Raw genomic sequence first — 17,152 nt, 5'->3', positions numbered from 1 at the left:
AGTGCTAGGAAGGCGCAGGGGAACAGTAGTATCCCTGACCAACCTACGAATACGAAGCGATCGCGCTTCAACCAGTCGTCTAGAGCGTCAAACCACCCTCTAGAACTGGGGGCACGTCCAACTGCGATGGTCATTAGAGGAAATCTCCAAATGTTTATAAGTACAGGTTTTATCTCTGTCTTTATAGATGGCTATGTGATAACCGCCTATAAGCAGAAATTTAACTGGGTTGTTAGTCCAGTTTACAATTTTTTACCGTCTTTAATCATATTAGGTGCAAATCTCTAATTTTTCTAGAGGATTTTTGATAAAAATTAATATTTGAGCTAGTGTGAATGCTTCCAGCACTCTAGGCGATCGCACCACACCCGGCGCTATCGCCGCTGGAGTAAGGGTTAAGGGGCGTGAGTAATTCAAAAATCAACACTCATAATTCAAAAAGAGGGATCAGAAGCACTTGCCAATCCCCAATTCCCAGGAATCAGTCAGCTAACGCTAGAATGATTCCTACAGTGAAATGTGATTAATGCTAAATGTTTACCATCGACTTAAGCATCAAAAATACTGCTTTCCCGATATCCGTACAACGTAAGACCGCTGAGGATGCCGAGGCTGTCTATCAGCTGCTTTTGGCAGCAATGCGCTCTGGCAATCCTGATATTGTAGAACTCAAGTGCGAGGGCAAGACAGAGAAAAAAATTGCTGTTCGTGCTAGTGAAATTTCGGGGGTACAGATTGTTCAGAAAGATGGTGTAACCGTTGGAGGTGGCAGACCACCAGGCTTTTTCGCCCTAGCTACTGAATAAATAAGGTGCACAAATGGCGGCAGTAGGCATCGAGGTTAAGGATTTAAACTTCTTGTGGCCTAATGGAGAGCAAGTGATCAAATCTTGTTCTCTAGAAGTGCCCAAGGGTGAATTTTGGATGCTTTTGGGTACAAATGGGAGTGGTAAATCAACGTTACTGAGGCTGCTGGCGGGGCTATTAGCTCCGGCATCTGGCGAAATTGGGGTTTTGCCTCCTGTTGGCTTTGTGTTCCAAAATCCTGATCATCAACTGGTGATGCCCACTGTTGGTGCTGATGTGGCTTTTGGATTGGTGGAGGAAAAATTGCCCACGGCTGCTGTGAGAGCTAGGGTTGAGGAAGCATTAGGCGCAGTGAATTTGCTGTCTTTGCAACGACGCCCTATTTATGCTCTCTCTGGGGGGCAAAAACAGCGAGTAGCAATTGCTGGTGCGATCGCCCGTCACTGTGAAGTCTTATTATTAGATGAACCCACTGCTTTACTAGATCCAGATAGCCAACTGGACTTAGTTGCTGGTGTCCGCCGCCTTGTGAAAAGTCGCGGGATTACAGCTTTGTGGGTGACTCATCGCCTAGACGAGTTAAATTACTGTGACGGTGCTTTCTTGCTAGAAAAAGGCTCTCTAGTGGATTGCGGTGACGCCCAGCGCCTAAAACAACGTCTGATGGAAGTAAACAAGGAAGTCTCCTGATATTGGCTTCAGTTATCTGTTGGCAGCTAAATAATCAGAAATTATGCACCAGATGCCAGAAACCTGCTTGTTTCTGATGTGTCTGGTGATTTAATATAGGATTTTTGGTATAATTTGCACCTCTTAGTGTAATGCCAATTTGGGCTCATATATTATTTTTTCTATATTGAGCGAAACGTATTATATACAAGTATTTCGTGAGATTTTTCTTGTGGCTCAGAATGAGCTGCAAAGGCAATTTGGTATAAATACTAAACATTAATCACTAAAGTACAAATAACTACAGCCAGCTTTTTTTCAGAGGCTGGTTGCAATTTGCCGCTTCTATCCTCAGGACTAGCTTTGCGCTCCATCCGTATTTTTGTCATCTGTAGCATAGTGTTACAGGCAATGCTTCAATTACTATAAAACTTATGAATGAATTTTGTTAACTCTAGATAATTGTGATTAAAAACCATGTCCCGTTCTTCACTCCAAGCCGTTCTGCTTGTGGACGGCTACAATATCATAGGCGCTTGGCCTTGCCTGAAAAAAACTCGTGATAGTGCTGGATTAGAGGCAGCACGGGGAGAATTAGTCGAAACGATGACCAGTTATAGCTCATTTCAAGGTTATGAAACTCAAATCGTTTTTGATGCCCAATATCAAAACGCCTCTAGTAATAAAGAAGCTATTACTGATCTTTTATCAGTTTATTACACTGATTTCGGGCAGACCGCAGATACCTACATTGAAAAATCCTGTGCGTCTTTCCGCCATCAAATAGCCCAATGTCTGATTTCTCGCGTGATTGTTGCCACATCAGATCGGGCCCAGCAGTTGATGGTACAGGGTTATGGGGCTGAATGGTTATCGGCACAACAATTATGTGGTGAAGTGGAAGCCACTGTTTGTCGAATGCGGCATAAGTATCAAACGCGTAGACAATCTCCCAGCCGATTTTTAGCCAATGCTATCGATGCTAAAGCGCGACAGCGTTTGGCGGAATTGCGAATGGGATTAAAGTAGATCACAGTATCCGGAAATCTCTGCTTTAGCCTCTAGAGCAGGTTTTGGCTGTCCAAAATTATAGTTTTAAGCCTCTACAAAAAATAAATCAAAATTTTTTGCTCAGGTACTTGCCAAATCCTATTTTTAGCCCTATGATTGTGAGACGTGAGTAATCCTCAGTAGCTCAGTGGTAGAGCGATCGACTGTTAATCGATTGGTCGCTGGTTCGAATCCGGCCTGGGGAGTTAAAAAAAACTAAAGAATAAAGTCTGAAGGGTGAAAAGTGAAATTGACTCTCCAACTCTTATTCTTTTAGCTTTTATGGTTGCTTGATTACTGAAATATCAGGCAATGAATTGTGTATGATCTAAGTAGACCAATCTAGACTTTGAGAAAATCATCTGCAAAGTCGGAGAAGGAAGAATTAAGGCAATATGCCCAAGAAGTCACGGTTTATGGTAGGGAAACTGGCTTTTTGAGCAGCTATTGCTTTTGATTAACAACAGGTGTTTGCCCATATCAAAGGAGGGCTAACATGAAAAGGAATTTAAACCATATTATTTTGGGCTTGACTGTAGCAGCAACGGTGTTGTTGATGAATGCACCAGCTGGTGCTAACGAGATTCAGCCGGTATTCAATGGTGGAATTTACCCCAGAGAGCCTAATTTTTTCAGTCAGGGAAGGGAACAGTTTGAGAGAGAAATTCAAGTTCTACTCCATAGAAATGATGAGAATGGTAAACCTCTGCTGAAAATGAGTCCTGATGTGCAGCGGTTACAAGAACGGTTAACACCAGGGGAGAATCCTGCTAATTCCCAGGAATTGCCAAAACCAAGCCAGCATTCGCAACCCCACCCCTAGCCCCTCTCGGCTGTTTCGTGAAGGGGGACTTTTTTTTGAAAATACCCATATTGCAATTGTTCTTTGTCAAAAGGTAATATTTGCCTGATTTGGGGTGTATGGGGAAGTTTTCGGTTTATGATTTTAGGTGCTAATGCCTAAATTTATGTAATTTTTATTTAAATAATGAGTAATGGTTCCCTGCCTTCTAACCCGTTTGTGGCTGCGGGGATGATTGAGGATTGCCGGCTGTTTTTTGGGCGTGAGGATGAATTGCACGGCATAGCGTCGCGGATGGTTGGTGTACAGCCGACAAGTATCAATATTGTTGGTGATCAGCGGATTGGTAAGTCTTCGTTGTTGTATCACTTCTGGCTGACTTGGGAACAGCGAGTACAAGACTCTAGCCGTTTTGCGGTGATTTACCTTTCTCTACGGAAAGATGATTGTCAAACGGAGATGGGCTTATATTTGGCTGTAGCGGAAGGTTTAGAGAGTTCTGTTTCTGGATGGCGAAACTGGGCGAAGAATGCCTTGAAGGGTAAACAGCTGAATCGCCAAGGATTTTCAGATTTGATTAAGCGATGGAAACAGCAGGGAAAGCTGCCTGTGCTTTGCTTGGATGATTTTGAAAGGCTTTTGAATTATCCCCAGGAATTCGATAATGGATTTTATGACAATTTGCGATCGCTAATGGAAGATAACGCCCTCATGCTGGTGATAGCTTCCCGTAAAAAGCTGGCTATTTACGGTAGTGAATTTCGCTTTGTGTCTGGGTTCTTCAACATTGGGCACTCTATTGATTTGCAGGAACTAACCACAGATGAAGCTATTAAATTGGTGCGTTTGTCAAGTGGCTCAATTAATAGCGTACCTGTTTTGAGCATAGATGAGCAGAATTATGCCCAGCAGTGGGGAAAACGTCATCCTTATAAATTGCAATTGGCTGGCTACTATTTGTTAGAAGCGCGTCAACAAGGCAAGTCTATCAAGTGGGCAAAACAGCAGTTTGAAAACCAGCTTGCTAATTTTCAGCCTAATTCAAAAAAAAGGCGATGGCGTTGGGTGCATTGGGTAGTTTGGGATATGCCGGTGCGTTTGGGTAGTTTCACCAAATTCATTGGTGCGAGTGTGGGTGAAGTGACTAATTGGGTTATGGGAGTCGGAATTTTGCTGTTGGTAATTTTAGTGTTTGCCGGTGTGCTGCACTGGGATGATGTTCGGAAATATGTGTTTGACAAGCTGGGTATTAAGTAGGGTGCGTTCCCAACGCACCTTGGGCTGGTAATGGGTAATGGGTAATGGGTAATTGGTAATTGGTAATTGGTAATTGGTAATTGGTAATTGGGAATTGGGAATAAAGAGAAAACCAATTAGCAACTAGACCAAATTTATCATAAGTAATTAGCCGGACTTGATATAACTCGAACAGGACTTACGCTTTCATTATGAAGAAACCAACCGCAAAGGACGCACGCGCGCAGCGATGCCCAAAGGGCTGTAGGACACAAAGGAATAAGAGTTTTAGAGAGTTCTTGCGTAAGTCCTGTTGAGGTTCCGAGAGTTTAGAGAATGATCAAAAGGTGCAAGGATGAGCAAAGAACACCCAACCGCTAAACTGTGGATTTATCTAGCTGAATGTGTGCGCCTCTTGTATTGGAGTTACTTTAAGCCTTACACCTTTGAACGCTGGTTACGGGATATCCATCCAGAACTAAAGCCAACAGATCACGCCTTTGATAAAAGGGCTGAGTTTCGTACTAACCCACGCTTGCGCCACTATGCTGGGCAGGTTTGGTGGTTAACTGCCATAGTTCCAACATTGGCGGTGTTGGTGGTAGCGCCAATTTACACTCTAGCTAGTGGTGAAACATTTAACTGGGTTCGCAGTTGCCCATTTTTATTGGGTTGGTTGATTGGTTTGATAGTTGCGCGTGGTAACAATAAAACTAGACTAGTTACTTTTTGTTTTGCCTTCCTTACCTCGGTTTTCACATCTAGATTTTTATCAGGTGTGGCGAGTGACGTGGCGAGTGGCGTGGCGGGTGGCGTGGTGGGTGGCGTGGCGGGTGGCGTGGTGTTTGGCGTAGGGTTAGGCGTGACGGGTGGTGTGGCGTTCGGCGTGGTGGGTGGCGTGGCGTTCGGCGTGGTGTTTGGCGTGGTAGGTGGCGTGACGAGTGGCGTAGGGTTAGGCGTGGCGCTAGGCGTGGTGGGTTGCGTGGTAGGTATCTTGACCGCTGGCGTGACGGGTGGCCAAGCGGTAAGCATGGCGTGGCTTCTCGCTGCACTGCGGTTTTACTTCTGGTTGCCAGAACTCTTATGGATACTCACCCTATTTTTTCTTTCCCGCATTGGAATACAGATAAATTATTTACGCTATCTACCCCCGCGCTTTGATGAAGTAATTATTTTACCTCTGCCTTTCATGGGTCAGATGATTGTAGAATCCTATCGAGATCACCCAACTGCTACCCGTGAAACTATTGATTATCTAATTTCATCCACGAATCAGCAAAAGGTTGCAGCACAGGCAATTTTAGAAATTGGTAGAGATATTTTCAGCCGCTGTCAACGCTTGAGCGATATTGTAGAACTTACTCACCAACTAACTTGGATACGTTCACCAGCACCAAAAGAATACGGGACTGTGTTACCGCAATTTTTGGATATTTGCCAAGGTGTAAGGGCAGCAGATGAAGCAACTTCACCTTATCGTAAATATGAATTACTGAATATTCCCATCAAGGCTTTGGGAGAACTGAAAAACAGTCTAGCTTTTGGGACAAATGCGGCTGTAGCTACGATGTTTGGGAGTACAGCAGAACGTTGGTTAACAATTTTGGAAACTGCACAGCGCAATTTAGCACAACAGGCGCTGCAATCAAAGGAAATTTCCCAAGTTTACATTGCTGGTAATTCCTTAGATCCGGAAACGGCTAAAAGTCGCTTTAAAGGACGGATTGATATATTTCGGGAAATCGAAAATTTTACTCTTTCGGAACAGCCGCCGGTGTTGTTGCTCTATGGTGGGCGCAGGACTGGGAAAACTTCGGCGCTGAAATATCTGCCTTATAAGATAGTACCAAATATTGTACCTTTGTTGGTGGATTTGCAAGGTGCTGCATCAGCCACGACTTTGCAGGGGTTAGCGGAAAATCTGGCAAAACAAATTATTGAAGCTGCACGGCGTTTACCCCGAAGTCTAGATTTACCTTATCCCAATGCTGCTAAATTAGCAAAAGACCCTTTTCCGGCTTTGCAAATTTGGTTAGGTGAAATAGAACGCAGTTATCCTGGTAAGCAATTTCTTCTCTGTTTGGATGAATTTGAGCGGTTGAGTGAGGTGGTGGAAGTTACGAAAAGCTTTGTACCTCTCAATTTTCTGCGGAATCTGCTGCAACATCAACAAAAATGGACTTTGCTTTTTAGCGGTTCTCACCAATTATCGGAACTTCCCGATTATTGGAGTGATTATCTAATTAATACTCGTGCTTTGCGGATGTCTTATTTGGAAGAGTCGGAAGCTCGTGAGTTGATTTTACATCCTGTGGAGGGGTTTCGGCAAATCTATGAGCTAAGGGCTGTAGATGAGATTATTCAACTTACTGGTTGTCAGCCTTTTTTGGTGCAGTTGGTTTGCTATGAGTTGGTGGAGTTGCTAAACGGCGATATCAGAGGAAATCGGCGGGAACCGGATACCGCAAAAGTGACTGTTGAAGATGTTGAACTGATTATTCCCCAAGTGCTGGAAAGGGGAGATCAATATTTTCGGGAGTTATGGAAAAGCTTATCAGAGAGCGATCGCAATTTCCTCAAGCGGTTAATTTACGGCGAAACTCCCACCCAGCAAGATAAAGGTGTTGTCAAAAGACTGGTGCGAAAGGAAATTTTAAATCCAGAAGCTAATGCTTTTCAAGTTCCTTTGGTGCAAAGGTTTGTAGAACTGTTGCTAGAAGAAGAATGATACAGCAGCCGGGCAATAACAGGCGAGACGCCTGTTCTACGAGAAAATGATACAGTGGCTTTCGGTTGATTAGATAACACTGTAGCCCGCCCAGAACAGGCGAGACGCCTGTTCTACGGGAGAATGATTATGTACTCAATATTTAAGCGTGGAAAATTACGGTTATTAAAGGGAGGAAAGCTAAAAGAAAGTTATGCCAGAACTGGATTTGAGGTTCTGGGGTGGGTTGTGGTGGGGTTAATAAAGCTTCTATTCTCTGCTCTAAGCGATTGCCTACAATAGAGGAACCCAAAGCAGCACAGCAGACTTCCGATGATACAGGGCTGTTTGTAACTAGCAATAGCAGCGATTCTGCCAGCAACAGGGGATCTACTTGGGATGCTGCATAGCTATCAGCCCGGAGTTCTCGCAAAGCTAAAAGTTCTTCCCACAATGGCTCTGTATTCGGCAACCAGGCAGTCCAGGAACGCACACAACCCAGCCAAAAAAACCAGAACGTATCCCTATAATGGTAATGCCCTTGCTCATGGGCTAAGACGCTTTCTAGATGCACTGGTGAAAGGGTTTGGAGTAATCCTTGACTAATAACTAATTCAGGTTGCCAAAAACCTATTTGTCCGGCAAACAATGCCCCGGTTTGCAGTAGTCGAATTTGTCTACCTGCTAAATTTCTTTGGGGACATTCACGGGCAGATTTCACAGACTTCCACCCCTGGAAACCGAGTTGAATACACAAAATGGCAAAAAATCCCAAACAAATTAAAGCCAACACATAGCTGAATGAGTCTGTATACATGCCGCCCATTTTGCCTTGGGTGCCCATGCAGACTAGGGCGTTGGCTGTCATGAAAATTAACAAGGGGGGGAAGAGAAATAAAAATAGCGATCGCCGCCACCGCAGATTCCAACTGCCAATGGGTGCATTCCAGGAAGTTCTCAACCACCAGGCAACTGTTACAGCAATCAAAATCATCATCAGATGCATCATTCTTCACCCCTGGCTTGGCGTGCGGCTTGAATCCGTTTGGCGATCGCTTCTATTTGCTGGCTCGCTGCTTCATCTAGACTATCAGCGAATGCTGCAACTACATCAGGGTTCCCCACCGCCAAAAATCGCTGCAACTGCTCATGTGCTTTAATCATTTGTGCCTGTTGCTGTGTCAGTAATGGCCGCCAATAGAAAGCCCGTCCTCTTTTATCACAGGCTAGCCAACCTTTATCGGTAAGCCGACGCAGGACAGTGGTAACAGAAGTATAAGCTAATTCTCGGTTGGGATCAGCCAAAATGCGATCGTGTACATCCTTAACTGTTGCTGAACCAAGTTCCCAGACAAGGCTCAAAATTTCAGCTTCCAAAGGGCCTACAGACAGTTGTTTCGGGCGGTAATCGGGTAAAGGTGCCATATTGATTTGGGATAAGTGCAGTGTGGGAGAAGATTTCGGTTTTTATTTGACAGGACTAGCTTTTGGGGGCGCGTAATCCTGCGATAAAATCTATTCTCTGTTCTCAGGTTACAAGATAGAGCAGTTGATCTGAACACTGACAATCTATAAAAGCAGGCTTTTTTAGAATTTCTTCATTGATCTAAACTTATACCAATCATTAATAAATACGACTGTAGTTAGTGCCCTCAAATGGGTAGAATATTACGGCAGTAATATTAGAGCAGGTGTATCCAGCGCGTGAAGCTATTCATATACCACACTCCGGAATTGACTCCAACGGATCAAGCGCCAGAATGCGCGATCGCCGTCGATGTCCTGCGTGCCACTAGCACAATGGCAACGGTTTTAGCTGCTGGAGGGGAGGCTGTGCAAGTCTTCAGCGATTTAGATCAACTCGTCGAAGTGAGCGAAAAATGGCCCCCGGAAAAAAGATTACGAGCTGGAGAACGCGGTGGCGCGAAAGTAGCCGGCTTTGAGTTGGGTAATTCTCCCCTAGACTGCACACCAGAACTAGTGGATGGGCGACGCTTGTTTATCAGCACCACCAATGGTACCCGCGCCTTACAACGGATACAAGATGCGCCAATTGTCCTAGCAGCAGCCTTGATTAACCGGGCGGCGGTGGTGAAATTTCTTTTAGAAAAGCAACCAGAAACGGTGTGGATTGTCGGTTCTGGCTGGGAAGGTAGTTTTTCTCTAGAGGATACAGTTTGTGCTGGTGCGATCGCACACAGCATTTGGCAACAATCTAACGCTTCCCTAGACGATTTGACTGGTAATGATGAAGTTACGAGTGCGATCGCTCTTTATTCTCAGTGGCAAAATGACTTATTAGGATTATTCCACCAAGCTAGTCATGGTAAGCGATTGCTGCGCCTAGAATGTCTAGAAGACCTAAAATATTGTTCCCAAACCGATATTTTGGATATTTTGCCCATTCAACACGAACCTGGTGTTTTAAAAAGTCAGAGTAAATAACCAAAAAATTATTTTTTCTAATTTTATTTGCCCCTTTTAGGCAGCAGTCTGGAAAGGGGTAAATTTTAACTGACTAATGAGCAGTAGTTTGGGACAAGGCATCAAGCTTTGCCTTGATTTTTGCCATCAATCGAACAGTCAAAAGTCCGCTTTAGGACAGCAAAAATTCTCCTTTTATTAGTCGTTCTAGCTCTTTCTATACTATGTATACAAGGGAATAATACGCCTGTAATTTACAATTACTTAAGAGTAGCCAGAGAAATCCCTAACCAACCTGCAAAATTCTCCGTCTGTTTGGACGAAGGATTTTCCACAGGTTTCACCTGATACTTGGTGGGACGTGGTGCAGCGAGGGTGACAGAATAGGTATGCAGTTCGTCTTGGTGGAAAACTGTAACTTGGATCATGTCATTTGGTTGGTAATCCTTCAGCCGTTCGCTCAATTGACTGGCCCCTACCTTAATGCCATCAATCGCTAGCAACTCATCCCCAGCATCAATTCCCGCGACTTGTGCAGGTGAACTGATTTCTACAAACTTAATCATCTCCCGCCCATTTTCGGTATGTGTCTTCACACCCAAATAAGGTTGTTCTTCCTGTTCCCCCACCAACTGCAAACCAAAAGGTTCTAGATACTGATCAAAGGGCAATTCCTCAGTACTATCTAGATAGCGTTTAAAGAAATCTGCTAAATCCATCCCGGCAACAGATTCAATTACAGCCTGCAACTGTTCGGGAGTATAGCCAATTTCCCCTTGTCCAAATTGCTGCCACATTTTCAGCATCACATCATCAAGGGATCTCTGATTGCCATGATGAGAGCGAATCAACAAATCCAGCAACAGCGACACCATTTCCCCCTTTAAATAGTAGGAAATTTGCGAATTACCGCTATTGGCATCTGGGCGATAAAGTTTAATCCAAGCATCAAAACTGGACTCAGAAAGAGGTTGTACCTTGCGCCCTGGTGTTGCTTCATATCTAGTGATTTCCTTGCTCAAATGATGCAAATACGCCTTAGCATCATAAATTCCCGCCCGCAAAGGAATCAACAAATCATAGTAACTCGTAGTTCCCTCACAGAACCACAGGGATGGTGTATAGTTTTCCTGGTCATAATCAAAAACTTCTAGGGCGATTGGGCGAATTCGTTTCACATTCCACAAGTGAAAGAACTCGTGGGCCACTAATTGCAAAAAGCGATCGTACTTATCCTGAGCGCGAAACCCATAACGTTGGTAAATTAACGAGCAGCAGTTTTTATGCTCCAACCCCCCAAAAGCTTGGCTAAATAAATGTAGCAGGAACACATATCGTGGATATGGTAAACCGCCAAACATCTGTGCTTCCACCTCGATGATTTTCTGAAAATCCGCAATCATCCGCTGCGGTTGGAAGTTTCCCTCTCCCCAAATCGCCAATTCATGGGGTTTACCCAACACCTCAAAGTGAAACAACTGGTGGCAACCAATCTCAAACGGACTATCCACAAGAGTATCGAAATCGGCAGCCAAGAAAGTATTAGCTTCCTCAGCAACTTGTGGTAAACCAGTAGTTACCTGCCATTCTGGGCGTGGTGGTGCAATAGTAACGCGAATTGGTAGCCCCTCCCAACCCGGTATTCTCACAAACAGTGCGGCACCATTGAAATAGCCATGAGTAGCATCCAGGTGATTTGTGCGTACCGATAGCTCATTTGCAAAAATGCGATAATTTACTGTTAATTCGGAAACACCGCTTTTCTCTATCTGCCAGTGATTTTTACTGAGCTTCTGCCAAGGCAAAGGTTTATCCCCTGAAAAAGCAGCAAAATCTTGCAAGTTCTTAGCGTATTCTCTCACCAAGTAAGAACCTGGTGTCCACACTGGCAGTTTCAAATCAAGAATTGGCAATGGGTAATCCCTAAGGTGTAAAGTCACCTCAAACAGATGGGTTTCTGGTTGGGGCATTGCCACTAAGTAATGAATCGTCGGCTCAGTTTGCTGAACTTGGTTATTGGGGCGAGGTGCTGAAGATCCAGTCATTTTGAGTTATGAGTCCTGATTTATTAGTCAATAGTTAATAGTCAATAGTCAATAGTCAATAGTCAATGGTTACAAGCTGCAGACTATTGACTGAATACTCAGCACTCAACACTGATTAGACTTTGCCAGCTAAATGCATCAACTGTTTAAAATTGACTAGATAAATGGTGTTATTAGCACTATTAATTTTGAGCCATCCTTTTTCATGAAGCTTTTCCATGATTTTGGTGGTTTCGTCAATGCTGATTTCTGTCACCTCGGCTAAATCTTTGAAGGGAATGTTAAAAATTTCCCAGCCTTCGGCTGATTCTTTACCATAGCTGTCGCTTAAACTAACTAGGGTATGGGCGAGTTTAACCGCTGGTGGTGAAGACCGCATTTGCAAGCGCAGGTTAATTTGCCGCAATCGCCGCACCATTAATTGCAGCATCCGGTGGTGTAACTGAGGGTCTTTAAACAAGATTTGGATAAAACGCTCTCTGGAAACACTCAGCAATTTCACTGGTGAAAGGGCAATAACATCAGTCGAGCGGGGGGATTCATCCAAAACCGCCATTTCTCCAAAAAAATCTCCCTGACCTAAAATTGCCAGTGCAACAGAATCATCTCCGTTGGTACGCCGCACTTTCACCCAACCAGAAACTAAGAAGTAAACTGCGTTACCCCAAGCATCTTCCATCACAACAGCTCGTCCAGAGGGGTATTCGTGTTCAATTGCCACGTTGAGCAGCCATTCCAAAGTTTGTGGATTGGCTGTACTCATCAAGGGGAAAATATCACTAAAAACCTCAATTTGCATGAAATATTTGCAAGAAATTAATTCAAGGGCGGAAAACTAAGTTTACTAGTATAAGTTTTTTTAACCGTAATTTTTTACTAAAGTATGTAGCAAATTTTGCACATATTTAACTAGAACCTTTAAATTTGTTCAGTCCATGCTTCAATTAGAACATAACAAATTATCTATTGGGAGCGAAAACAGCAGTTTTACCGAGAAAACTGTTACTTGCTGCTCTCAGGTGGCTGGCTATGGGTCGCAAGTATTTTGATTTGTTGGTCTAATTTGTCCACTAGTTGATTTAGGGTAGTTAAAGCTTCTAATTGCTGAGAGTTAAGGGGCGAATGAAGCACAAGGCGTTCTTGCAGTTCATGCAACATAAAGCTCAGTTGCTTAGTAATTCCCAAGGTATCACGGCTCAGATGCGTCAACTGTTGTTGTTGATAGAACTTTAAGGCTGCTCCTCGCAAAACTTGCAGTGTAGCCTCTTCACCGTAGATTCCCGGCATAACTCGCAAGCGTAATAACAAACGATTTTGTTGATACAGGCATTCCTTTTCTACCTGTTTTGGTTCTGCCATTGTGGTAACAGGTAGGGAAGTAAACCGCTTTAATTCATTCAGCACCCCTTGGAAAACGGAGAGGGGCAGTTTGTCTAATACAGACTGCAAAACTCCATTGTCGCTCCAGAGTATCCTGCCTTCGTAAGGTTGTCTTTCTAAATACAGCCGACCAATTCCGCCAGCCAAAACTCGTCCTAGTAATTCTTCCAGTAATTTTTTGGGTGGTAGTGTTGCTAGTAACTCAATCGGACTAAATAGTTCGGGAACTTGCACTGGCAAAATGGGTAAGTTATGTTGCAGTGCTTCCTGGGGGCTATTCTCTTGAACCAGGTTTAGGGGAGTCAGGAGGTTGTTAGTTTTAGACAAGCTATCTTGGTTTTGGATTGGGGGCAAATCTACCCGCGGCCAAAAATTTTGAGTGCTATCTATAGGTAGATCAAGCTGTGTGGGTTGGTAATGAGGTTCAGAGTAGTCAATTGTAGAGGCAATAGGCTTGTCGGCAATTCTCGCGGCGCTTCTTTGTGAGAGTAACGCCTTTATAGGCTGATGGTCTGGTTGGGCCCCTAGAGGGAATGTATTTTTGTAGTTGAGGTAGGCTGACAGTATTGTGCGGTGAGTGTCGGCTGTGATTGGCTCGGTCACCATTGTAAAATTGATATAAGACAAAATCCGACCAACGTAATCTAAGGCAGCGGTGTCTTGTGCATTAACTATACCTAGCAACAGGTTGTTATCTTCTAACCCAAAGGGCAAAATTTGGTGATAGAGGCAAGCTTCAAAAGACAAAAGACTATCAATTAGCTGGAATATCTGCTCGTGATCACCCCCTTGCTGCCACTTGGTTTGTGTAGTGGTTTGCATTTGCTGCCCAGTCGCTGTGGTATCAGTTTGTTTACCCTCTGAAGACAACATAGGTTTGATTTGTTGGTGTTTTTTTATATAACTATTTTGCCTCTAAGTTAGTGGGCTGCAAGTCAGGATACTTTGTTATGGTAATAAAAGTTTAATTAACTACAATAAATAAAAAATTAGTTTAGGATTAAGGGTTGGGAAGTAATTCTCAATCCTAAATCTGCAATCAAACATAGTCGGCTTTGCCTGCATTACCATAGTTATTTTAGTTTATTACCAAAAGTGTCCTCAATACTTGCCATTGCTAGACTGGGGAATGATTGACTAGGAGGTGAATAGCTTTGTTTTAGTCAATCCTCAGTTCTTAACGCTTGGGCTGTGAGATAGATTTTAGTCCATTCACCCAGCACCTGATGGGTTTTCAGTTTTAACTGTTGGGCTGTTGCTTCTATTGAGTTGCCTGCTCTCCGCAAATTTAGAATCTGCCGCCCCATGGGAGTCAATTGTTGATCAAGTTGCTGCCATTTGTTTTGTGTTAGCCCTAAGTTGTGTTCTTGTAAAGAAATCGAGAGCCAGTTATCTACAAGTTCTGGTTTACCTTTAAGGGCAAAGACGCGCACGGCATGGTAGCTAATTTTTTCTCGCAGTCTGTATATTTCCTTAATGGGCTTATTTAGTTTTTTCCCAATTTCTTCCTGGGACTTGCCTTGCAGATAGAGTCCTAGCCACTCCACTGCTTCTTGCCCCAGATTTTGGCGTAAATATTTTTCCAATTGCTGATGTACTACCTGACGCAGTGCTTGTTGCTCTTCTAGTTTTTGTGCCTCTTGATATTCTGCGATCGCCTGACTATCAACTAAGTTAATGCGATTTTCACTGTCTTCTGTGAGAAATTCTTCGGAAACTAGCCTAATCGAGTCACTACCAGGCACTTGGGTTAAGCCACCGCGCTGAGTTCGCCGCAGGTAGTTGACAAAGCGATAAACCAGTAGGGGTTGATTGCGTACTGGCCGCAAACAATACTCTTCTATGCTGGCAAACAACAACGTATCTTGCAATCGTCTATCGGTTGCAATTCCTGCAATACAGGCCATTTGCTGCTGCATATAGTTATCACTTTGCAGCAATTCTTGGATCACTTCTTGTAATACATCCATCACACTGCGCTGGCGATCGCGGCTGAGAGAAACCCAAGTCTGAATTTTGTTGCGTAATGTTACTAAACTCCCTAACCGACTTATCAGGTTACGATAAGCGCGTTCTCTTCCTATCCCCAAGTAGCGCTGGTGTAAAATCCGCCAGCGATATTCCATTGCTTGCTTGGCAATCTCAAGTTCTTGAGGATTGAGCAAATCAAACCGGTTTAAATCCACTCCCAGAAGCCAGAGAATAATACTTTCTCTAGCTGCCTCACTTTGTTCTGGACATTCCGCAGCTAGCCGCTTTTGCCAATATTGCGCCAGGTTTGCCGCATGTTTTGCCATAGTGAGATTGCGCTCCTCGAAACTCTGTTTTAAAGTTTGCATCACAACCCCTATTCCCATCCCACTTAACTTGTTAGCTGGCAATTGCCCCTGATTTGACAATTTTTATCAAGACTTTTCTGTCTTCCTTCTTTTATTACGTCTTGATTCGCTAAGATTATGCAGAAATTGTGAATTTAGTATTTTTACTTAAGTTTTCCATCTGGTTGAAATCATACTGTATCAGGCATTTTGCTCAATATTGATAAATTTGTATTTTTATGAAGTTGCATTTTGGAAACTGCGAACAGTCATATCTCAAAATAATCTAAAAATACAACCCAATTAAACAGGGCTTTGGAAAAGCTCTAATATTCAGTTATTCAAGATCATAAATATCTTCACAAAAATGCTTATAGTAGGAATATAAGTAAACCCCAAAACAGCACAGTATCAGTTATATAATTGGTATTTAGCAGATATATGCTAGTGCCATAGAAAAGTCAGTACCCCTGATGATGAAAGGGTAGCAGCCATAGACAGGCAAAGATTCACCGCTAGAATCAGTGAGCAGTTAAGGGCGGAGCCGCATAAACTCCGCCGACTTTCAATAGTCAAAGGTTAATATTGACTATTTACTCCCACCCTATCTTCCATTTCCAGATCTGACGATGGGGTTTTCTACAGATTCTCGATATTGTTGAACTTCTGCTGTGTAGGCAATTGGCAAAACGGCTTCGACGTTTTCATGGGGACGAGGAATAATCACCCATGATTCTAAAGTGCCACCATGAACATTTTCTACAGCGTCAATACCAGCAGCCATAGCAGCTTTGACTTCAGATACATCCCCACGGATATTAATTGTAAAGCGCGCGCTACCTACTCTAATATAACCAACTAGGGTAACTCGACCGGCTTTAACCATAGCATCTGCTGCTGCTAGCACAGCAGGAAAACCCTTAGTTTCTAATGCTCCAACGGCCTGTAGTGACATTAACAATCTCCTGTATTAATAAACGTAAGTGGTAATGCTACAAGTTAATTTTACGAAGCTTCGCGACAAATTTTAATGGCGAATTTGTTTAGAAGATGCGGAAAGGTTCTGATTTTGCGGTGAAGTGGATTGGGAGAATGGTTTCGACATTTTCCGGGGGATTGGGAACAATGTAATGAGTGATTACCTGACCACCATGAACTTCTTCTCCAGCAGCGATTCCGGCTGCAACTGCTGTTTGAACTTCAGCAACGTGTCCTCTCACGGCGACTAATAGACGAGCGCTTTCGGCTATGCCATAGTACACAATGGTGACGCCAGCCGCTTTGACCATTGCATCTGCTGCTGCTAACACAGAAGGAAAACCTAAAGTTTCAATTACGCCAACCGCCATTGGCATGGCTTTGTTCTCCTAATACAGAGATAAGTGATATTAATTGTACGAGGCTTTGGTTCCATTGTTGACGCGCGGGAAAATTTTCTTCGATGTCATCCGGTTGCCACAGCACCATCGCACTCCAGAATAACAGGGCCATGCACTCAGCAAGATAGTTACAGTGACATACTCCACACACTCCCTTCCAGGTGAGTGTGGGCTTCTCAACGACTCCTCTATGAGGACATTAATTGAGCTTTAAGACCGTGTGTCCCACGGTTCTTGATATTTATAGCCGCGTTCAAATCCCTGCACAAACTCGCATGACATACAGGGCAGTTGTGCATTCTTTGAGATAGCGGCTTTTTAACTTTGTGACCACC

At 43.7% G+C, this 17,152-nt stretch carries 17 protein-coding genes, 1 tRNA gene and 2 pseudogenes; 8 read left to right on the top strand and 12 right to left on the bottom strand.

Annotated elements, in window-relative coordinates:
* Together H6G32_RS25245 and H6G32_RS25240 are read right to left on the bottom strand one after the other, a co-directional pair.
* Nucleotides 1-134, bottom strand: a pseudogene (locus H6G32_RS25245) (photosystem II D2 protein (photosystem q(a) protein)); the annotation flags it as partial.
* A gap of 136 nt (nt 135-270) precedes the next feature.
* Nucleotides 271-417, bottom strand: coding sequence for a hypothetical protein (locus H6G32_RS25240; protein WP_190463344.1), 147 nt, complete (start codon nt 415-417; stop codon nt 271-273).
* A 116-nt stretch (nt 418-533) separates the two neighbouring features.
* On the opposite strand from H6G32_RS25240, the gene H6G32_RS25235 reads away from it, so the two are divergent.
* The 7 genes from H6G32_RS25235 (at nt 534) to H6G32_RS25205 (ending at nt 7,292) form a co-directional block, all read left to right on the top strand.
* Nucleotides 534-806 carry a hypothetical protein gene (locus H6G32_RS25235; RefSeq protein ID WP_190463342.1) on the top strand — a complete coding sequence of 91 codons (273 nt, stop codon included), beginning with the start codon at nt 534-536 and terminating at the stop codon, nt 804-806.
* 13 nt (nt 807-819) lie between these two features.
* Entirely contained in the window at nt 820-1,497 is a 678-nt protein-coding gene (locus tag H6G32_RS25230) for an ABC transporter ATP-binding protein (RefSeq protein WP_190463340.1), read from the top strand.
* Nucleotides 1,498-1,953: 456 nt separating this feature from the next.
* Nucleotides 1,954-2,505: an NYN domain-containing protein gene (locus tag H6G32_RS25225; protein WP_190463338.1), complete on the top strand. Its 552-nt coding sequence runs from the start codon at nt 1,954-1,956 to the stop codon at nt 2,503-2,505.
* Nucleotides 2,506-2,660: 155 nt separating this feature from the next.
* Nucleotides 2,661-2,732: transfer RNA gene (locus H6G32_RS25220), tRNA-Asn, on the top strand.
* A gap of 290 nt (nt 2,733-3,022) precedes the next feature.
* Entirely contained in the window at nt 3,023-3,349 is a 327-nt protein-coding gene (locus tag H6G32_RS25215; RefSeq protein ID WP_190463336.1) for a hypothetical protein, read from the top strand.
* A 165-nt stretch (nt 3,350-3,514) separates the two neighbouring features.
* The gene (locus H6G32_RS25210; protein WP_190463334.1) at nt 3,515-4,585 is read left to right on the top strand and encodes an ATP-binding protein; all 1,071 of its coding nucleotides are present in this window, start codon (nt 3,515-3,517) and stop codon (nt 4,583-4,585) included.
* A 334-nt stretch (nt 4,586-4,919) separates the two neighbouring features.
* The gene (locus H6G32_RS25205) at nt 4,920-7,292 is read left to right on the top strand and encodes an AAA family ATPase (RefSeq protein ID WP_190463333.1); all 2,373 of its coding nucleotides are present in this window, start codon (nt 4,920-4,922) and stop codon (nt 7,290-7,292) included.
* Between the two features lie 142 nt (nt 7,293-7,434).
* Here the strand turns inward: H6G32_RS25205 and H6G32_RS25200 are convergent, their stop codons facing one another.
* Nucleotides 7,435-8,277 carry a M56 family metallopeptidase gene (locus tag H6G32_RS25200; protein ID WP_190463348.1) on the bottom strand — a complete coding sequence of 281 codons (843 nt, stop codon included), beginning with the start codon at nt 8,275-8,277 and terminating at the stop codon, nt 7,435-7,437.
* Nucleotides 8,277-8,696 (bottom strand): BlaI/MecI/CopY family transcriptional regulator, encoded by a 420-nt coding sequence (locus H6G32_RS25195; protein WP_190463330.1) that lies wholly within the window; start codon nt 8,694-8,696, stop codon nt 8,277-8,279. The genes H6G32_RS25200 and H6G32_RS25195 overlap by 1 nt, the downstream gene beginning before the upstream one ends.
* A 279-nt stretch (nt 8,697-8,975) precedes the next feature.
* Here H6G32_RS25195 and H6G32_RS25190 point away from each other — a divergent pair, with 279 nt between their 5' ends.
* A complete protein-coding gene (locus tag H6G32_RS25190; RefSeq protein WP_190463328.1) occupies nt 8,976-9,716 on the top strand; it encodes a 2-phosphosulfolactate phosphatase family protein in 741 nt (246 codons plus the stop codon).
* Nucleotides 9,717-9,955: 239 nt separating this feature from the next.
* Here the strand turns inward: H6G32_RS25190 and H6G32_RS25185 are convergent, their stop codons facing one another.
* From H6G32_RS25185 to H6G32_RS25150, 8 genes and pseudogenes are all read right to left on the bottom strand, one after another.
* On the bottom strand, nt 9,956-11,740 hold the full coding sequence (locus tag H6G32_RS25185) for a M61 family metallopeptidase (protein WP_190463326.1): 1,785 nt from the start codon (nt 11,738-11,740) through the stop codon (nt 9,956-9,958).
* Between the two features lie 115 nt (nt 11,741-11,855).
* Complete coding sequence (locus H6G32_RS25180; RefSeq protein WP_190463324.1) at nt 11,856-12,539, bottom strand: Crp/Fnr family transcriptional regulator; 684 nt, start codon at nt 12,537-12,539, stop codon at nt 11,856-11,858.
* Between the two features lie 203 nt (nt 12,540-12,742).
* Nucleotides 12,743-13,288: pseudogene (locus tag H6G32_RS27505) on the bottom strand (pilus assembly protein PilB); the annotation flags it as partial.
* Between the two features lie 995 nt (nt 13,289-14,283).
* A complete protein-coding gene (locus H6G32_RS25170) occupies nt 14,284-15,471 on the bottom strand; it encodes a HetZ-related protein 2 (protein ID WP_190463346.1) in 1,188 nt (395 codons plus the stop codon).
* Nucleotides 15,472-16,042: 571 nt separating this feature from the next.
* On the bottom strand, nt 16,043-16,393 hold the full coding sequence (locus tag H6G32_RS25165; RefSeq protein WP_190463320.1) for a carbon dioxide-concentrating mechanism protein CcmK: 351 nt from the start codon (nt 16,391-16,393) through the stop codon (nt 16,043-16,045).
* A gap of 88 nt (nt 16,394-16,481) precedes the next feature.
* Nucleotides 16,482-16,793 (bottom strand): BMC domain-containing protein, encoded by a 312-nt coding sequence (locus H6G32_RS25160; RefSeq protein ID WP_190463318.1) that lies wholly within the window; start codon nt 16,791-16,793, stop codon nt 16,482-16,484.
* On the bottom strand, nt 16,768-16,929 hold the full coding sequence (locus tag H6G32_RS25155; protein WP_190463316.1) for a hypothetical protein: 162 nt from the start codon (nt 16,927-16,929) through the stop codon (nt 16,768-16,770). The genes H6G32_RS25160 and H6G32_RS25155 overlap by 26 nt, the downstream gene beginning before the upstream one ends.
* A 76-nt stretch (nt 16,930-17,005) precedes the next feature.
* Nucleotides 17,006-17,116 carry a hypothetical protein gene (locus tag H6G32_RS25150; RefSeq protein ID WP_242046538.1) on the bottom strand — a complete coding sequence of 37 codons (111 nt, stop codon included), beginning with the start codon at nt 17,114-17,116 and terminating at the stop codon, nt 17,006-17,008.
* Nucleotides 17,117-17,152: the final 36 nt, after the last annotated feature.

Source organism: Cylindrospermum sp. FACHB-282, assembly GCF_014697195.1.
Lineage (GTDB): Bacteria > Cyanobacteriota > Cyanobacteriia > Cyanobacteriales > Nostocaceae > Cylindrospermum.
The sequence above is the reverse complement of the archived record's forward strand: the minus strand, read 5'-3'. Positions and strand labels throughout refer to the sequence as shown.

Coding starts and splice junctions, on each gene's coding strand:
- H6G32_RS25235 (WP_190463342.1), top strand. CDS start 534: ATGTTTACCATCGACTTAAGCATCAAAAATACTGCTTTCCCGATATCC.
- H6G32_RS25230 (WP_190463340.1), top strand. CDS start 820: ATGGCGGCAGTAGGCATCGAGGTTAAGGATTTAAACTTCTTGTGGCCT.
- H6G32_RS25225 (WP_190463338.1), top strand. CDS start 1,954: ATGTCCCGTTCTTCACTCCAAGCCGTTCTGCTTGTGGACGGCTACAAT.
- H6G32_RS25215 (WP_190463336.1), top strand. CDS start 3,023: ATGAAAAGGAATTTAAACCATATTATTTTGGGCTTGACTGTAGCAGCA.
- H6G32_RS25210 (WP_190463334.1), top strand. CDS start 3,515: ATGAGTAATGGTTCCCTGCCTTCTAACCCGTTTGTGGCTGCGGGGATG.
- H6G32_RS25205 (WP_190463333.1), top strand. CDS start 4,920: ATGAGCAAAGAACACCCAACCGCTAAACTGTGGATTTATCTAGCTGAA.
- H6G32_RS25200 (WP_190463348.1), bottom strand. CDS start 8,277: ATGCATCTGATGATGATTTTGATTGCTGTAACAGTTGCCTGGTGGTTG.
- H6G32_RS25195 (WP_190463330.1), bottom strand. CDS start 8,696: ATGGCACCTTTACCCGATTACCGCCCGAAACAACTGTCTGTAGGCCCT.
- H6G32_RS25185 (WP_190463326.1), bottom strand. CDS start 11,740: ATGACTGGATCTTCAGCACCTCGCCCCAATAACCAAGTTCAGCAAACT.
- H6G32_RS25180 (WP_190463324.1), bottom strand. CDS start 12,539: ATGCAAATTGAGGTTTTTAGTGATATTTTCCCCTTGATGAGTACAGCC.
- H6G32_RS25165 (WP_190463320.1), bottom strand. CDS start 16,393: ATGTCACTACAGGCCGTTGGAGCATTAGAAACTAAGGGTTTTCCTGCT.
- H6G32_RS25160 (WP_190463318.1), bottom strand. CDS start 16,793: ATGCCAATGGCGGTTGGCGTAATTGAAACTTTAGGTTTTCCTTCTGTG.
- H6G32_RS25155 (WP_190463316.1), bottom strand. CDS start 16,929: ATGGCCCTGTTATTCTGGAGTGCGATGGTGCTGTGGCAACCGGATGAC.
- H6G32_RS25150 (WP_242046538.1), bottom strand. CDS start 17,116: ATGCACAACTGCCCTGTATGTCATGCGAGTTTGTGCAGGGATTTGAAC.